This is a genomic window from Haloferax elongans ATCC BAA-1513 (assembly GCF_000336755.1).
GTDB lineage: Archaea > Halobacteriota > Halobacteria > Halobacteriales > Haloferacaceae > Haloferax > Haloferax elongans.
The window spans coordinates 98,247-113,751 of sequence record NZ_AOLK01000012.1 but is presented as its reverse complement, the minus strand read 5'-3'; the positions used below and the strand labels follow the sequence as shown (position 1 = coordinate 113,751).

Sequence of the window (15,505 nt, the reverse complement as noted above, 5' to 3'; positions counted from 1 at the left end):
GTTTCGACAGTCCTACCACCAGAATACCGAAATTAAGCTAACTCGGCGTATTTATAAGTGGAGCAACCGAAGCCCTGACCAATGCGGGGGTTCTACATCGGCCGGTTTCAGCCGTACCACAACGGCCACCACCGGATGGTCGAAGAGATAGCCGCAGACGTCGACGAACTCGTTCTCGGTATCGGGTCCGCTGGCGACTCGCACTCGCCGCGGAACCCGTTTACCGCCGGCGAGCGCATCATGATGGTCACGAAAGCCGTCAAGGACTTCGACGTCACAACGTACGCGGTTCCAATCGAGGACTTAGACCGCAACTCGGTGTGGGTGAGCCACGTCCAGTCGATGTCGCCGGCGTTCGACGTCGCCTACTCCAACAACCCACTCGTTATCCAACTGTTCAAAGAGGCGGGCGTCGAGGTTCGCCAATCGCCCATGTTCAACCGCGACGTGCTGGAAGGGACCGAAGTCCGCCAGCGGATGATCGAAGACCGAGATTGGGAGTCGCTCGTCCCCGATGCGGTCGTGGACGTCGTCTACGAAATCGGCGGTATCGAGCGCATTCAGCGCGTCACCGCCTCCGACGGGTCAGAGCACGTAGCGTCCGACGACGACCCGAACCCGTGCTGAGATGATTACGCTCGCGTCCGACTTCGGGTCGGCGTACCCCGCGGCGATGAAAGGCGTCGTGCTCTCGCGAACTGACGCCCGCCTCGTCGACGTGGCGCACGACCTGCCCAGACAGGATGTTCGAGCCGCTGCGTTCTGGCTTCGTGAGACGCTTCCGTACTTCCCACCGGCAGTCCATCTCGTCGTCGTCGACCCCGGCGTCGGAACCGACCGTCGAGCAATCGTGCTCCGCGTCGGCGACCACGTCCTCGTCGGGCCGGACAACGGCGTGCTTCGACCCCCAGCGCGCCGCATCGCCGACGAAGCCGACGGCGGTCCGACCATCGACGCCTACGAAATCCGCGTCGAAAATCCGGCATCCACCACGTTCCACGGCCGGGACGTGTTCGCCCCGGCCGCCGCGGACGCCCACGACGTGGCACCCGACGAACTCGGCGACATCGAGCGATTTTCGCCCCTCGATACGGACGACCTCGTCGACCTCACGCTCCCGACTGCGACGGTCGATTCTGAAACTGGAGTCGCAACCGGCGACGTGCTCGTCGTCGACGACTTCGGCAACTGCATCACGAACGTGCCGGGCGAGTTCGTCCGCGGATGTGACCACGTCACGGTGAACGGCGAGGACGTACCGGTCGGCCACACCTTCGAGGCCGTCCCGCGCGGTGAGCGACTCGTCACCGTCGGGAGTCACGGAAACGTCGAGTGCGACGTGAACCACGGCCGCGGCGACGAGGCGTTCGGTCTCGCTCCGGGCGACAGCGTTCGCGTGGTCCGCGACTGATGGTCGACCTCGCCCCCTTCGCGGTGATGAACGTCGTCGGCCTCCTCGCGTTCGCCGTTGCCGGGTCGCTCAAGGCGGCCGACGCCGGGCTCGACGTGTTCGGCGTGGCCGTCCTCGGCGTCGTCACGGCGCTCGGAGGCGGGACCACCCGCGACATTCTGGTCGACCGCGTCCCGGCGTCGCTCGCGACGACCGGCGATATGTCGGTCGCGCTCGTCGGCGTCGGCCTCGCTATCGTTCTCATCCACATGCTGCAGGGTCGCGTCCGCGACCACCCCGCGTTTCTGACGTCCGACGCAATCGGTCTCGCAGCATTCACTGCCACGGGCGCGCTGGTCGGTGTCGAAGCCGGAGTCTCGCCGTTTGGCGTCGTCATCCTCGGAACTATCACGGGCGTCGGCGGCGGTTCTATCGCCGATATCCTCATCGGTCGCGTGCCGGTGGTCCTCCGCGACGACTTCTACGCGACACCTGCTGTCGTCGGCGGTCTCGCGTTTCTCGCCGCGCAATGGGTCGGTGCGCCGACGGGGATTCCGTCCGGGCTGTGCGCCGCGATAGTGTTTCTCGTTCGGATGGCGGCGCTTCGGTACGAGTGGCGACTCCCGCGGGTGTGATAGTGAAAAGTTTGGGCGTCGAACGTTATTCTGCGGCGATAACGTCGTCGATGCGGACAATCATCGTCGCGGCTTCGGTGGCGGATTCGATGGCTTCGCGCTTGACCGCCGCGGGGTCGATGACGCCGTATTCGATTGGGTCGCCGATTTCGCCCGCCCGGCCGGTCGAGATGATGCCTGCGATGCCTTCGCTGTCGTAGCGGGCGCGCAGGTCGACGAGTGCGTCGATGGGGTCCAGACCAGTGTTTTCGGCGAGGGTGCGCGGGAGTGCCTCCACGGCGTCGGCGTAGGCCTCGACGGCGAGTTGCTTGCGGCCCTCGATACCGGCGGCCTTCGACCGGATGCGGTCGGCGATGGCGATTTCGGTCGCGCCAGCACCGGGGACGACACCGCCCTTGTCGACGGCGGCGACGACGACATCTACAGCGTCGTTGATGGTGCGTTCGAGTTCGTCGACGACGTGTTCAGTGCCGCCGCGGAGGAACAGCGTCACAGCCTTGGCCGCCGCACCGCCCTCGACGAAGGTGAGTTCGTCGTCGCCGAACGTGCGGAGACTGACGGAGTCGACGTGGCCGAGGTCGTACTCGTCGATGTCTTCGAGCGAACCGAGGCGCTTCGCACCCGTTGCACGGGCGATAGCGCGGGCGTCGGTCTTCTTGACGCTCTCGAACGCGAGAATGCCAGCATCGGCGAGATAGCCAGCGACGCGGTCGTCGATGGACTTCGTACAGAACACGACGTCGACACCGGCTTCTTTGAGCGACTTCGCGTAGCCGCGGAGTTCGGCGTCTTCGGCGTCGATGGCTGCGGTGAGCTGGTCGACCGAGGTGATGTTGTACTCGGTGTCCATCTCGCTTTTGCGTACGTCGAGCTTCATGTCGAGGACGGCGACAGCGGCGTCTTCGACCGACTTGGGCATATTATCGCTGGCGGGGTCTTTGTCGAGGACGACACCCTCGACGAGTTCGGTCGCAGACGAGGAGGCACCCGTACGGGTGAGGACGCGAACGTTGTCGCGGTCGAACGCGCCATCGTTGTCCTCGTGGACCATTCTGACACCCTTGACGACGTGTTTCGCGAGTACGTCGGCGGTCACGTCACCGGTTCCTTTGCCGGTCATGGACGACTCGGCGACCTTCTGGAGGAGGTCGTCGTCGAGTTCGGCGTCGAGAACACTCTCGTCGATGGCATCCTGTGCGATTGCCGCCGCTTCGGTGTAACCTTCGACGATGACAGTCGGGTGAAGGTCGTCGTCGAGGAGGTCCTCGGCGTGGGCGAGGAGTTCGCCGGTGAGGACGGCGGCGGTGGTCGTGCCGTCGCCGACCTCCTCTTCTTGGGTCTGAGAGACTTCGACGATCATCTGGGCAGCGGGATGTTCGATGTCCATCTTCTGAAGGATGGTCGCTCCGTCGTTCGTGATGACGACCTCGCCCGAAGAGTCGACGAGCATCTTGTCCATCCCGCGCGGTCCGAGGGTGGTTCGGACGGCCTCGGCGACCGCCTTCCCGGCACGGATATTCGAGTCCTGCGCGGACCGACCGCGTGTTCGTTGCGAACCCTCTGCCAGGATGTACATCGGTTGCTGCATTCGTGATGCCATGTTGAAACCTCAACCGCTATCAACGATTGCAGTTCTATAAATATCTTTCCCCAGTGAATGCGCAGTGTAATCACGCGACAGAGCGCCGCTTACGTCGATTATTCTCCGATCGCCAGAACTAGCTAGCCTCCTTCTTGGTCGACGGTGAGAGAGCCATCGCCAGCGAGTGTGACGAGGTGTCCTGCGTATCGAAACGTGAAGGTCAGAGACTGGTCGTGAGTGGTCCCGAAAAGTGTTTCAAGTGCTTCAGGGTCGACTCCAACGTCTGCCAATGGTGGAAGGTCGAGTGGGTTGAGTTCTGCTGCCGTCGCCACGGCCGAGGTAACCGCGACCGCAACCTCTTCGTACCCGTCGAGAGACACTGAGACCACGGACCCAGCATTTCCATCGCGCTGGTTATCCATACTGTGTTAACGAAGATTGGGTACCTATGCGTATGGGTTGACTATGAAAGATATTACACTCTGCCTTCACTATCGGGGGAAATCCTGTTCCTGTGTTGAATAAACTAGTGAGTAGTTAGAGAAGTTCAATAGTCGACATCTCGATTGCGACGTTCGCTTTGGACCGTCTCCTCATGCACCTGTTCTGCGAGTGTCCGATATGCCCGGCGAAGTCGGCCGGAGACGGCCTGCCGCGAGATATTCAGTTCGCGGCCGAGTTCGTCGAGTGACGTGCGCCGGTGGTCGTCGAAGTAGCCGCGTTCGAGTGCGAGCACGAGCGCTTCGCGCTGGTCGTCGGTGAGTCTCGTTCCAAGCGGTGCGGACTCCTCTTCGACCGACGTAATGCGGTCGAATTCGAGTGAGATGTCATGGGCCTCACAGCGTGTTCGGAGGTCACTGAGAGACGTATGTGACGGTGCACGGAGTCGCAGTTCCCACGACTCGTTCGTGCCGACACACTCCAAGAGCGTGATATCGAGGTCCGTCAGCGCCGTAAGGAGTGTATTTTGTGCGGCGTCCCACTGGAGTCGGTACAACGCCCCACCGGGAATTGACTCGAGACACGAAACGTCGCCGAGGCTGGAGTCGAACACAGCGTGTGCGTCGAAGTTCGACGCCCCCGGTCCCCACACCCACAGACGCTGCTGTCGCCGCTCGGCCGTCGGTACCGTCCGTTCGAGTTCGAGCTCGAGGTCACCGAGCGCGTCTGCCTCGACGAGTGGAAGCGCCGAGAACGGGGCGATTGCCTCTGCAATCAGACACACACTCTCTCTCTACGTGAGATTTAGTCAAAAACCTGAGTCGTTGTGTACCACCGAAGAAGAAAGGTAGAAATGAATGTTTTCTCGTCTTACAGGACTCTTGCGCTGTGGTTTCTAAACCTATTTGGCGCTCACCGATGAGCAACAGACGATGTTGGAGTTGGAACACGGGTTCAGGGTCGTCGACGTGAACGCCCGCCTCGACCCCGACGAACACTCGGTGGCGACGCGGGGCAGGGAAATCAGTCCAGAACGGTTAGAGCGCGAACTGCACCAAGCGGGTGTCGTCCGCGCACTCGTCTCGCCGGGGACACAACCCGAGGGGCAGAGTTACCTCCGACCGAACAACGCCGTCGCGCGGATGAGCGTCGATAGACCGTTTCTGGCGTTTGCCCGCATCAACGGGCCGCGCGACCCGAGCGCCAAAGCGACCGCCCGCCTTCGCAACTTCACGTCCTCGCGGGCCGACCACCACGCCGACCCCGGCGACATCGAGCAGTACGCCTACGACGACCGATTCCACGGCTTCTGTCTCGCCCCCTCGGTCGACGGTCTCCCGGACGAAGAAACGTTGGCGATGCTCGAACAGGTCGGACTTCCCGTGTTCGTCCACGGCGGCCAGTCGTTCGAACCGTCCGCTGTCGAGTCGTCGCTTCTGGGTCGGTTCCCCGTCATTCTCTCGAGTTTCGGCGGCTACCCACTCGACCGAGACCTGATGCACGAAGCTATCGACCTGCTCGACGACCACGACGACCTGTATCTCGAAACAGGGTTCGTTCGGTATCGAAGTGTTCTCGAACGTGCGCTACTGGAACACCCCGACCGCGTGCTCTTCGGCAGCGGTGCCCCCGAAACGCACCCGAACGTAGGCATCATGGAGATACTGACACTCGACGTCTCGGAAGACGCGATGGCGAAAGCGTTCTCGAAGAACGCCGCCCGCGTCATCGACGCGCTCGCGCCTGGTGGAGAGTAAGCGAGTCGCTCTCGTGAGCGTCGTCAGCGGCGACCCTGAGCGTCACCAGAACCAACAGTCGTGAGCGCCGCCAGAACCAGCATCCGCCGATGCCTTACCGCCAATCGTAGCGCGCGACTGCGCGGTCGGCCCGCTTCGAACACCCGTGTGGGTTCCGTGTCCGCGACCGGTCGCGGGCCCTCGCAACGAGACCGTCGGACGCCCCCGTCGCGATTCCACCGAGGACATCGCCGCCGGTTCCAACCCACCCAGACGGCGTGACGTCACCCGTGAGTACACCGTAGGCAGCATCAGCAGCGTCAGAAAGAGCGTGTTTGAGTGTTCGTTTCGCCATCGCAGGTCGGGGGCCGTAGTTCTTCACGAGTCGATATGTGAGCGCTCGATACTTCCAGCCCCAATCTCGCTCCGAGATACCGCCGTCGGCCTCGAACTCCCGGCGAACGCACATCTCAGGTGCCCAGACGACCTCTTTTCCGAACGCAGCGAGTCGGTGAGCAACGTCGCGCGCGCCACCAGTCTCCAGATACTCGTCGAAGCCGTCGAGCGACTCGATAGCCTGTCGGCGGAACGCGACGTTCCCGCCGTTGAAGTACGTGACCGTGCGTCCGGCAATCGTGTTCTGTTCGAGTGACTCGGTCGTCATCCCGTTTTTGAGTGTCTGGTGGAGCGGTCCGGTGACAACGTCGGCATCTTCGATGCTTGCTTCGAGCGCCGAGAGCCACGACGACTCTACAGAGAGGTCGTACCGAAGTAGTGCGATGACCTCGCCGCTCGCCACTTCGAGACCGGCATTGCGGGCGACGTTGAGATTTCGGTCGGAGAGTTCGACGAGTACGTCCACGTCGTCGCGTTCTCGTACCATCCCGGTCGTCCCGTCCGCCGACGGGCCATTGACGACGATGACCTCGGCGTCAGGGGCGTGGGCAGCCAGCGCGTCGAGGCTGGCCGCGAGACGGTCCCGACCATTGAGGGTCGGGAGCACAACCGAGAGGTCCATACCCGACACTTGCGGTGGACGTACTTAAATGTAAATCGAGAATCGTGGTAATTTCTCCCGCAGCGAACGTCACTCGGCGTCACTCGCACGGTCCGTCGCACGAGTGTCGGCGGCGGCCGACTGGGTGACGTGCGCGTTCCAGTACGAAACCGACGCGACGTCGTCACCGACAGTGGAGTCGCCGATTGCCAAGTCGATGCCGCGGAAGGGTCGTGCGACGCCGTTGGGAATCTTTCGGTAGAATCCGAAGGGGAGGACGAAATCGTGCGCGGCGTCGACGAGGTCGAGACCCGCGTCGTCGAGGAGTCGCTGCACGTCGCGCTCCGAGTAGAGGTGCGAGCCCATCGGAAGCAGCCAGTTGTAGGCGACCCGAAGGCTCTGGTCGTTGAACGTATCGAAGAAGACCTGCTCTTTCGAGACGCGCGCCATCTCCGCGAGGAACTTCGCCGGGGTGTCCGCGAGGTGGAAAAACCGCATCGCGAACACCGCATCGAAGTGGTCGTCCGGGAACGGAAGGCGAGCAGCGTCACCGCGGAGGAATTCGATTCGGTCAGCTACACCTGCTGCACGAGCCTTCTCCCGTCCCTGTGCCATCATCGCCCGCGAGATGTCCAGTCCGACGATGTTCGCCCCCTCCTGTGCGAGCATCACGGTGAACCGACCCGTTCCGCAGGCGATTTCGAGAATGTTCTTGTCCTCGACTGGGCCGAGCGCAGCTAGGACTGCCTCTTTCTCGCGCCGGTCGATGAGCCGACCGCCCTTGGAAAACCGCTTCGAGTCGTATTCCTGGGCGACGTCGTCGGCCTGGTACCACTCCTTTCCTTTCACGCTACGGGTAGTCGCGGGGGCGACCCTAAAACGGTACTGGATACGTCTCGCCGTCGGGGGATACGTTTTCACCGCCAGAGACCGTAGCATGGCATATGCCAACGTGCCGAGTGTGTGGGGCGACTCACGACGCAGAAGACCTGGTTCGCCACACCCGCGGTGAGTGGTTGGTGGTTCACTGTCCCGACTGTCACGCGGGACTGGGCCGGTATCGAACACAGACGCCAGCCGTCGATACGATGCAAGAATCTGCATAACCTCACCGCCAGTTAGTATCCATATTGTTTCTTCATGATGATTATATGTGTATAAGGTGTCTGGATTGTTTTGACACACTTGAAGCTAACCCTTAACACAGAGGAGGTTGCTGTGATGGATATGAGCACCACCACTGCAGAGCCCGATACTGAAGACTTGCTCTCGGAAGCCGAGTTCCGTGAGCGCCTCCGTGAACTCCCACCGAGCGCGAAGCTCGTCGCAAAGGTCCTCGAGAGCGATGCACCCCTCTCGCAGGGTCAGCTCGCGGACGAGTCGCTGCTGCCGGACCGCACCGTCCGCTACGCGCTCAACCGTCTCGAAGAGTCGGACCTCGTCGGCTCGCGTTACTCCTTCAAGGACGCGCGCAAGCAAGTGTACTTCCTCAACACGTAAGCTGCCGACACAACCGAACACCGCCCGTGGGGGCGTACTCCCACAGACCAAGCCACCATTTTGCGAACCGGATAACTTCCCCCCGAGCGTAGCCGCCGCCATGCAGGTCACGCGCGTCTCCGTTCCGGTCGCGACTCGCGCTCCAACCGGTGCCACGAACGCCTATGTCGTCGCCAGCGGCGACGGGAGCGCCACAGACGGCTCGCTCCTCGTCGACCCGGCCGCACGGACGCCCGAACTCGACGCGGCGGTCGAGGAACAGCGGGTCTCGCACATCGCCGTGACGCACACCCACAGCGACCACGTCGGCGCGGTTGCCTCGTATGCGCGCGAGACTGATGCGACCGTCTGGTGTCGTCGCGGGCGAGAAGCAGCGTTCACGGCCGCAACCGGCATCGAACCAGACCAGACGTTCGTCGAGGGGACCACCATCCCCGTTGGGACTGGTGTTACCGTCCTCGACACGCCCGGCCACGCCCGCGACCACGTGACCTTTGTCGCCGCCGACGACTACCTGTGCGGCGACCTCGCGGTTGCCGAGGGGAGCGTCGTCGTCGGTGCGCCCGAGGGCGACATGCGCGCATACTTGGTCGCGCTCCGGCGACTCCACGCTCGCAACCCGCAACGCTTACTTCCGGGCCATGGACCCGTCATAGACGACCCGTGGGCAGTTCTTTCCCGTCTCATCGACCACCGCCGTGCCCGTGAGCAGTCGGTTCTCGACGCAGTTCGCGCTGGTCACGAGACGCCCGAGACAGTGACCGACGCCGCCTACGACAAGGACATCTCCGGCGTCCGCGACTTGGCGCAGGCGACGGTCGTCGCGCACATCGAGAAACTCGCTACCGAGGGGTCGGTCCGGTGGGACCCCGAGACAGGCCGCGTCGAGCCAGTCTGACTCCGAAACCGCGCCCCTCTTGGGCGTCGCGCTCGCAGGACGTGTATGGACCTCGAAGCCGAACTCGACCGCGCCCGCGACCTCGACGTGTCGGAACTGGCCGACGCCATCGAGTCCATCGGCTTCGAATGCACTCGCTGCGGAGCGTGCTGTAAGGGCTACGAGACCGACGACGGCTCCGAACCTCATACGGCCACGGTGTTTCCCGACGAGGTGCGAAGTCTGCAGGAAGCGGCCGACGAGAACGACGACACTGGCGGCGACGATGTCGCCGCGGCCTCCACCTCGGACACCTCGATGGAGTGGAGAGACGTCGCCCGCCCGATGCCCTACGGACTCGTCGACGGCGACGACGGCCCGGAAGGAGAGACGTTCGAGTGGGCGCTCCAGACCACCTCGTGCGGCGATTGCCGATTCTACGAGGAAGACGACGCGGGAATGGGTGCCTGCACAGTTCACGACGCCCGGCCACTCATCTGTGAAACCTACCCGTTTAGCGTCGCACTCGGCGGGACGAGCCAACCGATGGGCGAAGCAGTCGACGAAGAGGGAGTAGTTCGCGCCCACGAGTGCGAAGGACTCGGTCGCGACATCTCGCGGGAGGACGCAGAGGAACTGGCCCGGGCGCTGAAGACGCGTGCTATCAAAGAAGTCGAAGAAGCGATACGTCTCAGCGAGTCCTACGCGCCGGTCGAGACGGACCCAGGCGAGGTCGTCGTCCACGACTCCGAGGGTGCCAAGCAACCGGACGGAACACCGCTCGAACAGTAGAATCTGCCTGACGGCGGTACATCTTTAAGACTTCGAACTGACCTATATGTGGAGGTCTAACGGTGGAAATCTCAGATAAACTCCTGTGTCTGTTCAACGCGGATGTTCGCGCCGAGGACGACCGATACGTCGTCGAGATTCCTCGCCGCGAGGTCGATACCGGGACGGTCGAACCCGGCGAGACGTATCGCGTTGCTCTCATCTCTCGTACCGACTCAGAGACGACGGCGTCAGAACCGAGCGACGGTGCGACACCGTCTGCCGAACCACAGCCCCCCGTCGAAACCGGGGAACTCCGATACGTCGAAATCGAGGATATCGGCAAGCAAGGTGACGGTATCGCCCGCGTCGAGCGTGGCTACGTCATCATCGTCCCCGGAACCGAAATCGGCGAGCGCGTGAAGGTCGAAATTACGGAAGTCAAATCCAACTTCGCCGTCGGCGAAGTCGTCGACGAAGACTTCTAATCCGTCGTTTCTTTCGGAATTGGCGTCTGTACATCTCGTCGACGATTATTTCTCACACCGTCTCGTCCGGCAATCACACTGGACAGACCACCGGTACAAGTGAACAGCCCCCGCAACGGACGAACACCCCACCACGATTTCGAGTGAACACAGAGCACCGATTCAAGTGAAGAAAACAGGGAGAAGACCTCAAACAGCTATCGAACGTACTTCGAGAGGTTCGCCTTGGTCGGGGCTTCGTCGGGCGTCTCGTAGGGGCGATTAACGACGATGTCGCCTGCTGTCGACCGACCAATTCCCGGAATCGCAGTGAGTTCGTCCATCGACGCTTCGTTGAGGTCCATCGGGAACGGGATGCCCGTCACAGACCGGTAGCCGTGGTCGACGACGGCGGCGTCGATGGTCTGGCCGAGTTCCAATTCGCCCGGAATTCCCACGAGGAGCGGGTAAGTTCCGAGTTGGCGACCGAAGGTTCGGCCGTCTTGGTGGTACTCCAAGTGGACGTTGGGAAGGACGGTTCCCGGCGGTGCGACCCGACGGAGCATCGGCCGGTCGATTTCCTCGCGGACCTCCTGTTTGTACTCCTGGAACAGTTTCTTGTGGTCGCGGGCGATGTCTGCACCGGTATCGGACATATCGGTCCCGTCGAAAGCCATGACCTGCCGGATGTTGATACGGCGGACCATCAGCCCCTCGTCGTAGACACGCTGGAGGAACTGTTTGTTGTGCTCGAATGTCTCCTCGCGTTCGCCTTTCAGACCGTGGAGGAGGTTGATTCCGGGGAGGAGTTTCGGCAGTCGGTCGGCGGCATCCGGGCCGTGTGTGGGGGCGTCTGCCGGGTCGTCACCGGGTCGCCAGCCAGCGACCTCGTTGACGATTTTGACCGCCTGGAAGCACTCCTCGGCGGAGACGTTGAGGTTGTTCTCCTCTTGGACCACGGGGTCGGCCGATTCGAGGCCGAACGCCGCGGTGTCGCCTGCGGTGTTGTGCTCGGCGATGATGCGCAGTGCCTCGCGGGACTTTTCTGGCCACCCGACGATAGTGATGGGGTTGACGTTGTCGAGGTGGAGTGTTCCGAGGTCGGGTGCGACTTCGCGAATCCCGCCGTAGAGTCGGCGGAGAGCGTCCGGGTTCGGAGCTTCGCCGTCGCCGCCGAACGCGAGGATGTCGGCCTGTCGGCCGAGACGGAAGTGTCTCGCACCGCGGTTGTAGAGGTTCTCGACCTCTTTTACCACGGAGTCGGCGGTGCGGAACGCAGGATTCCCATACAGCGGTTCGGTACAGAACGAACACCGGTAGGCACAGCCCCGGGAAGTCTCCATCTCGCAGATGAGGTGGTCGGGGTGGTTCGGGTGTTGTTCGACCACGAACGCGCCTTTGGCGGCCCAGCGGTCGAGTTCCTCGTTGTCGCGCATCCGGTTGCCGAAGCCTTCGAGGCCGGAGTCGACGAGGTCGTAGGCGGCCGCCTCGATGTCGCCTTTGGCGACGAAGTCGTAGTCGAGGTTCTTGCGCTCCATGTCCTGTGCGCCGGCGTTCTCCTCGCCGACGCCGAAGCGAATCGGGCCACCCATCAACGCTGTTCCCTCGGCGACCCACGCGAGTTCCCGGACTTCGTCGGGTTCGGCCGGGGTGCCGCCGACGTACTTTCCGGGGACAGTCATCCCGCCGATGTAAATCATCAAGTCGGCGTCGGCGACGTCGCGCCACTTCTGTCGGTCCTCGCGGAGTTCGTCGATGGTGTGGTAGACGACGTTGGACTCGGAGACGCCCGCGTCGACCAGCGCACCGGCAGTGAATCGCGGGTACGTCGAGATGTACGGCGGCACACCGAAGTGCGCCGGTTCGTCTACGTACCCGTCGACGATGGTCACAGTGAGGTCGGCGGGGTCAGTCATTGGTCGCGATTCGAGTTCGACGCTGAAAACGGAACCGGTCGCGAGTCGCCGGAGCGGCCGAGTCACACGCCGGAGCGGAGCGTCCCGACATCGACCGACAGCACGCACCTTCCGCCTCCAGCGCGTTTATGGGTGTGGGAGCGCAACCAATTCCTATGCCCGCGACCCTCGAAGTCAAGTGCGCCAACGCGGACTGCGAACTCGACATGTTCGAGTTGCACTACACCTACGATATGCCCGACGACACGACGGTGGCGGACTTCTCCTGCCCGTACTGTGGTGAGGGGCAGTTCCTGGAGGAGATAGCGCTATGAGCGACCTCCGAAAGTTCGGTGAGTCGGCCGCCAACGCCGTCCTCGAACGCGTCGGCCGCGGCGTGAGCCAGATGCAAGAGCGAAAGCCGCTCGCGTACGACCTCCTCGAATCCGAAGACGCCTATCTCGTCGTCTTCGACGCCCCCGACGCGCGCAGCGAAGACGTCCAAGTTCGATTCCTCGAAGGGGAAGTCGAGATTCGAATCGACCGCTTCCGCGACTTCCACGAAGGGTTCGAAATGCGCTTCCCCGGCCGCGGCCTCACGCTCTCCGGCAGTGCCAAACTCCCCTCCGACGCCAACGTCGAAGCCGCCGAGGCGACCGCGACCGTCAAGAAAAACGGCACGCTGCAGGTCGAAATTCCGAAAGACGGCTCGGCGAGCGACATCCACGTCACCGAGGAAACCGACGAAGAAGTCGAGGCGGACGGCGACGACCACTCAGACGTCTCGCGTCCTGACGACGACCTCGACGACCAAGACGCCTAAGAAGCCCCGGCCCCGGAATCTGACTGCGACTCACTCGTCGAACGTCATCCCTTCGACCACCTCGAACTCCTCGTCCCCGTCGAATCGGCGAGGGTCGAACGTCTCTGGAACTGACTCGTCAGCGCCGAGCACGTCGGCTGCGAGCAGTTCACCGATTGCGGGTGCCCACATGAATCCGTGGCCGTGCCAGCCGGTGGCGACGTAGACATCCGACGCGACGGGACCGACCAGCGGATTTCGGTCTGGCGTCGCGCCGCAGAGCCCCGCCCACGCTCGTTCGACCGTCGGGTCGGTCTCGGTTCGGTGGCGGACGGCGGCAGTCGACTCCGTGACGAACCAGTCGTCTGCGGCCGGGTCCCAGTCGTCGAAGTCGGCTTCGACCGCTTCGACGCCGTCGCCCGCGAGAACACCGGCAGGGTGCGGCCGAAGGTACGACCCGTCGGTGGCGTCGTAGACAGTCGGCCCGTCGTACTCACACTCGGCAACGAGCGCCTGTGCTCGGTAGGGCTTGAGTGCGATTGGATGCCCGACCGCAGCGAGCAGCGCTCGCGAGTGGACGCCCGCCGCGACGACCACTGCGTCGTAGTCGACGGTCTCGCCATCCCCTCCAACGACACCCGGTGGGTCAGTTCGAATCGAGACCGCCTCGCCGACGCGGAACTCGACGCCTTCGTTTTCGCACTTGTCGACGAACAGGTCGACGTACGCTTTCGGGTCAGCCCAACCGGCACTGTCGCTCACACCCGCGAGGCCCACGTCGTCGGTGTGCATGGAGAACCGCTCGCCCAACTCGTCGGCGTCGACGAGTTCGACCGACCGGTCGTGGACCTGCATTCGGTCGACCGCTTCCGAGAGGGCAGTCGCGCCAGCGTCGTCGCCCTCGCGCGCGAGGAAGACGTACGGCACTTCGTGAAACTCGAATTCGTGGTTGCCATCCAACTCCCGGAATCGACGCATCGCCCGGTCTGCAACCGCGACGTCCACGTCCTCAGCATAGGCGTCGTAGCAGATGCCAGCCGCGCGGCCCGTCATTCCTGACCCCGGAGTGCCTCGTTCGAAAACCGTGACAGCCGCGCCGCCGGCGGCGAGGTCGTACGCAGTCGTGAGACCGACCGCGCCCGCACCGACGACCGCGACTCGCTCGGGAACGTCCATACCCGGTTTGGGTCCGCGAGTGACTTGAATAGCTGTTGCTCACCGGTCGTGTCGGAGCATCGTCGAGCGCACGTCGCAGTCGCTCACGGTTTTAGAGAGACGGGGTAGGTTGACCAGCAGTAACCCGCGTGGAAACCACGTGGGTCGAAAGGAGCCGTCCAACCGTGCCGTCACTTGTCTTCTCCGGTGGCGGCGTAAAACACCTCCGGTACTCGAACTGGCAATTGTCTGAACACACTGAACGCAGCCCGGTGCGAGCAGCGGAAAAACTGAATCGGGTGCGTGCGAGCGACGTGCCCAACTACCCGACGAATTCGTCGACCCCGCGAGCCGGGTAGCCGACGAAGATATCGACACCCGTCTCGCGCAGTTCGTCGACACGACCGCGGACGTCCGCGACCGAGCCGATGAGGGCGTAGTCTTTCGCCGCTTTCAGCAGTACCTCGCGAGCGCGTCCGTCAGCCGACGAGTCGGTGGCGGCGTCGTCGGGAAGTGCCCGAGCGACGGGTCGCCGACGCGAGACGTAGGCACCGACAGCGTCGAGGATGTCGTCCTCGTCGTCGGTGAGAACCGTCGGCGCGTAGACGGCGATTTCGCCGTCGAATCCGGCCGAGCGGAGCGCACGAACGTCTCGGCGCGTCGACCGCGAGAGGAGTTCGTACTGCGTGCCGCCCGCGGCGAGCGCGATGCGCTCGATGCCTTCGGTGCCGACCCACGCGTCCGGTGCGCGCTCTCTGGCCGCCCGGAGGCGAGGTGCAATCGGCCGTCGCGCCTCGTCATCGGTCAGGTACGCGCTGTGGCCAGCGACGAGCACCTGCCGAACGCCATCTGGGAGCCCCTCGAACAACGAGTCGTCACCGAGCGGGTCGAACCCGTCTGCTCGGACGGGCGTCGTCAGGCGGACCTCTTTTTCCGTCGCGAGTTCTTCGAGGACCGACGATGCCGGGAGGTGCTGTCGGCCCTCGTAGTCGATGGCGACGACATCGAGCGGGATGTCGAGCGCCCGACGCACGTCGCACTCTTTGGGTTTGAGTGCGACTGCGTCCAATCCTGCGTTCGAGACCGCACGCTCGGCGGTCAGCATGCTATCACCACAAAAATTTCAGTACCGTCGCGGAACGCGATCCATCGTCTGTGCGACCATGTGATACCGGATAGCGCAGATGACGGCAAAACCCTATCGGTGACGGCATCGCTGGCGACTCCAATGACTATTTATATACCCGAGTGGGGCAG

General features: G+C 63.4%; 19 protein-coding genes. 11 read left to right on the top strand and 8 right to left on the bottom strand.

Translation table 11 applies throughout. The features are described from left to right. Positions 1 to 81: 81 nt before the first annotated feature. From C453_RS05960 to C453_RS05950, 3 genes are read left to right on the top strand one after another with little or no spacing between them, the layout of a single operon-like run. The gene (locus C453_RS05960; RefSeq protein ID WP_007545193.1) at positions 82 to 627 is read left to right on the top strand and encodes a nicotinamide-nucleotide adenylyltransferase; all 546 of its coding nucleotides are present in this window, start codon (positions 82 to 84) and stop codon (positions 625 to 627) included. 1 nt (position 628) lies between these two features. After that, entirely contained in the window at positions 629 to 1,411 is a 783-nt protein-coding gene (locus tag C453_RS05955; protein WP_008323317.1) for an SAM hydrolase/SAM-dependent halogenase family protein, read from the top strand. Continuing rightward, positions 1,411 to 2,025, top strand: a complete 615-nt coding sequence (locus C453_RS05950) for a trimeric intracellular cation channel family protein (RefSeq protein WP_008323315.1) — start codon at positions 1,411 to 1,413, stop codon at positions 2,023 to 2,025. The genes C453_RS05955 and C453_RS05950 overlap by 1 nt, the downstream gene beginning before the upstream one ends. 25 nt (positions 2,026 to 2,050) lie before the next feature. On the opposite strand, the gene thsA is transcribed toward C453_RS05950, so the two are convergent. From thsA to C453_RS05935, 3 genes are all read right to left on the bottom strand, one after another. Continuing rightward, positions 2,051 to 3,613, bottom strand: coding sequence for a thermosome subunit alpha (thsA, locus tag C453_RS05945; RefSeq protein WP_008323313.1), 1,563 nt, complete (start codon positions 3,611 to 3,613; stop codon positions 2,051 to 2,053). Between the two features lie 134 nt (positions 3,614 to 3,747). Next, positions 3,748 to 4,029: a HalOD1 output domain-containing protein gene (locus C453_RS05940; protein WP_049907543.1), complete on the bottom strand. Its 282-nt coding sequence runs from the start codon at positions 4,027 to 4,029 to the stop codon at positions 3,748 to 3,750. 125 nt (positions 4,030 to 4,154) lie between these two features. Then, positions 4,155 to 4,832 (bottom strand): helix-turn-helix domain-containing protein, encoded by a 678-nt coding sequence (locus C453_RS05935; RefSeq protein ID WP_008323310.1) that lies wholly within the window; start codon positions 4,830 to 4,832, stop codon positions 4,155 to 4,157. Between the two features lie 148 nt (positions 4,833 to 4,980). Here C453_RS05935 and C453_RS05930 point away from each other — a divergent pair, with 148 nt between their 5' ends. Beyond that, on the top strand, positions 4,981 to 5,805 hold the full coding sequence (locus tag C453_RS05930) for an amidohydrolase family protein (RefSeq protein WP_008323309.1): 825 nt from the start codon (positions 4,981 to 4,983) through the stop codon (positions 5,803 to 5,805). Between the two features lie 94 nt (positions 5,806 to 5,899). Here the strand turns inward: C453_RS05930 and C453_RS05925 are convergent, their stop codons facing one another. Continuing rightward, positions 5,900 to 6,802, bottom strand: a complete 903-nt coding sequence (locus C453_RS05925; protein ID WP_008323308.1) for a glycosyltransferase family 2 protein — start codon at positions 6,800 to 6,802, stop codon at positions 5,900 to 5,902. A gap of 69 nt (positions 6,803 to 6,871) precedes the next feature. Continuing rightward, complete coding sequence (locus C453_RS05920; RefSeq protein WP_008323307.1) at positions 6,872 to 7,630, bottom strand: class I SAM-dependent methyltransferase; 759 nt, start codon at positions 7,628 to 7,630, stop codon at positions 6,872 to 6,874. A gap of 95 nt (positions 7,631 to 7,725) precedes the next feature. Here C453_RS05920 and C453_RS20380 point away from each other — a divergent pair, with 95 nt between their 5' ends. The 5 genes from C453_RS20380 to C453_RS05900 all read left to right on the top strand — a co-directional run bounded on the left by C453_RS20380 (position 7,726) and on the right by C453_RS05900 (position 10,417). After that, positions 7,726 to 7,887 (top strand): hypothetical protein, encoded by a 162-nt coding sequence (locus C453_RS20380; protein WP_169316543.1) that lies wholly within the window; start codon positions 7,726 to 7,728, stop codon positions 7,885 to 7,887. A 121-nt stretch (positions 7,888 to 8,008) separates the two neighbouring features. Next, positions 8,009 to 8,281, top strand: coding sequence for a winged helix-turn-helix domain-containing protein (locus C453_RS05915; protein ID WP_049907542.1), 273 nt, complete (start codon positions 8,009 to 8,011; stop codon positions 8,279 to 8,281). 100 nt (positions 8,282 to 8,381) lie between these two features. After that, positions 8,382 to 9,179 (top strand): MBL fold metallo-hydrolase, encoded by a 798-nt coding sequence (locus tag C453_RS05910; protein WP_008323306.1) that lies wholly within the window; start codon positions 8,382 to 8,384, stop codon positions 9,177 to 9,179. Positions 9,180 to 9,224: 45 nt separating this feature from the next. Continuing rightward, positions 9,225 to 9,950, top strand: a complete 726-nt coding sequence (locus C453_RS05905) for a YkgJ family cysteine cluster protein (RefSeq protein ID WP_008323304.1) — start codon at positions 9,225 to 9,227, stop codon at positions 9,948 to 9,950. A gap of 62 nt (positions 9,951 to 10,012) precedes the next feature. Further along, positions 10,013 to 10,417 (top strand): TRAM domain-containing protein, encoded by a 405-nt coding sequence (locus C453_RS05900; protein WP_008323302.1) that lies wholly within the window; start codon positions 10,013 to 10,015, stop codon positions 10,415 to 10,417. Between the two features lie 197 nt (positions 10,418 to 10,614). Here the strand turns inward: C453_RS05900 and C453_RS05895 are convergent, their stop codons facing one another. After that, positions 10,615 to 12,312 carry a radical SAM protein gene (locus C453_RS05895; protein ID WP_049907541.1) on the bottom strand — a complete coding sequence of 566 codons (1,698 nt, stop codon included), beginning with the start codon at positions 12,310 to 12,312 and terminating at the stop codon, positions 10,615 to 10,617. 155 nt (positions 12,313 to 12,467) lie between these two features. On the opposite strand from C453_RS05895, the gene C453_RS20375 reads away from it, so the two are divergent. Together C453_RS20375 and C453_RS05890 are read left to right on the top strand one after the other, a co-directional pair. Beyond that, complete coding sequence (locus C453_RS20375; RefSeq protein ID WP_008323299.1) at positions 12,468 to 12,626, top strand: DUF7559 family protein; 159 nt, start codon at positions 12,468 to 12,470, stop codon at positions 12,624 to 12,626. Next, positions 12,623 to 13,114: an Hsp20/alpha crystallin family protein gene (locus C453_RS05890; RefSeq protein WP_008323298.1), complete on the top strand. Its 492-nt coding sequence runs from the start codon at positions 12,623 to 12,625 to the stop codon at positions 13,112 to 13,114. The genes C453_RS20375 and C453_RS05890 overlap by 4 nt, the downstream gene beginning before the upstream one ends. A gap of 30 nt (positions 13,115 to 13,144) precedes the next feature. Here the strand turns inward: C453_RS05890 and C453_RS05885 are convergent, their stop codons facing one another. Together C453_RS05885 and C453_RS05880 are read right to left on the bottom strand one after the other, a co-directional pair. Further along, on the bottom strand, positions 13,145 to 14,269 hold the full coding sequence (locus C453_RS05885) for an NAD(P)/FAD-dependent oxidoreductase (protein ID WP_008323295.1): 1,125 nt from the start codon (positions 14,267 to 14,269) through the stop codon (positions 13,145 to 13,147). A 301-nt stretch (positions 14,270 to 14,570) separates the two neighbouring features. Then, positions 14,571 to 15,353: a DUF7388 family protein gene (locus C453_RS05880; protein ID WP_008323289.1), complete on the bottom strand. Its 783-nt coding sequence runs from the start codon at positions 15,351 to 15,353 to the stop codon at positions 14,571 to 14,573. Positions 15,354 to 15,505: the final 152 nt, after the last annotated feature.